Annotated in this window: 1 protein-coding gene; it reads left to right on the forward strand. The window is 68.9% G+C overall.

Annotated elements, in window-relative coordinates; all coding sequences use genetic code 11:
* Positions 1-267: 267 nt before the first annotated feature.
* Positions 268-1,470, forward strand: coding sequence for an IS110 family transposase (locus ACFWYS_RS46615; protein ID WP_384783200.1), 1,203 nt, complete (start codon positions 268-270; stop codon positions 1,468-1,470).
* The last annotated feature ends 23 nt before the right edge of the window (positions 1,471-1,493 follow it).

Genomic DNA, 1,493 nt, shown 5'->3' on the forward strand with positions numbered 1-1,493 from the left:
CCCCCGTTATGTTTTCCGCGGTCCTGCAAGAGGGCCGCTGGCCTCCGGGCCCGGAATGACTGTTCCCCCCTGTCGAACAGATGACCTGGGGGGTGGTGTCACCGGGCCCGGGAGGCGCCGTTGGAGACGCTGATGAGAGGTCCGACTACCGCCTGGCCTGGCGCAATGCCCGGCCGCTTGCGGGCGGCAGGTCTGCATAACGTGGATGCGCGCATACGACGCCAACGCCCTGGCCAGCACCGCACGAACCCCGTTCGGGAGGATGGGTTGGACGACATCGACGACGTGGGCGTCTTCCTCGGCCTGGACGTCGGCAAGAGCGCCCATCACGGGCACGGGCTGACACCGGCCGGCAAGAAGGTCTTCGACAAGCAGCTGCCCAACAGCGAGCCGAAACTGCGGGCCGTCTTCGACAAGCTGACCGCCAAGTTCGGCACCGTGCTCGTCATCGTCGACCAGCCCGCCTCCATCGGCGCCCTCCCGCTCACCGTCGCCCGCGACGCCGGCTGCAAGGTCGCCTACCTGCCCGGACTCGCGATGCGCCGGATCGCCGATCTCTACCCGGGCGAGGCGAAGACCGACGCGAAGGACGCCGCGGTCATCGCCGACGCCGCCCGGACGATGCCTCACACGCTGCGCTCGCTGGAGCTCACCGACGAGATCACCGCCGAGCTGACCGTGCTGGTCGGCTTCGACCAGGACCTGGCGGCCGAGGCCACCCGCACCTCCAACCGGATACGCGGCCTGCTCACCCAGTTCCACCCCAGCCTGGAGCGCGTCCTGGGCCCGCGCCTGGACCACCAGGCCGTGACCTGGCTGCTGGAACGCTACGGATCCCCAGCCGCGCTGCGAAAAGCCGGTCGCCGCAGACTCGTTGAGGTAACCCGGCCCAAGGCTCCGCGCATGGCCGCCCGGCTGATCGACGAGATCTTCGACGCGCTCGACGAGCAGACCGTCGTGGTCCCGGGCACCGGCACCCTCGACGTCGTGATCCCGTCCCTGGCCCGTTCGCTCGCCGCCGTCCACGAACAGCGACGAGCCCTGGAAACGCAGATTGGACAGCTGCTGGAGGCTCACCCTCTTTCCGCGGTCCTGACCTCGATTCCGGGGGTCGCGGTCAGGACCGCCGCCACCTTGCTGGTCACCGTCGGCGACGGCACCAGCTTCCCCACCGCAGCCCACCTTGCTTCCTATGCCGGACTTGCCCCGACGACCAAGTCGTCGGGGACCTCGATCCACGGCGAACACGCGCCCAGAGGCGGCAACCGGCAGCTGAAACGCGCGATGTTCCTGTCCGCGTTCGCCGCACTGCACGATCCCGCCTCCCGCACCTACTACGACCGATGCCGGGCCCGAGGAAAAACCCACACCCAGGCACTTCTCCGCCTGGCCCGACAACGGATCAACGTGCTGTTCGCCATGCTCCGCGACGGCACCTTCTACGAACCCCGAACCCCACGCCTCGCTTGACGAAAGACATAGAGGCACCCCCC

It is taken from the genome of Streptomyces sp. NPDC059010 (assembly GCF_042740355.1).
In the GTDB taxonomy this organism is placed as follows: domain Bacteria; phylum Actinomycetota; class Actinomycetes; order Streptomycetales; family Streptomycetaceae; genus Streptomyces.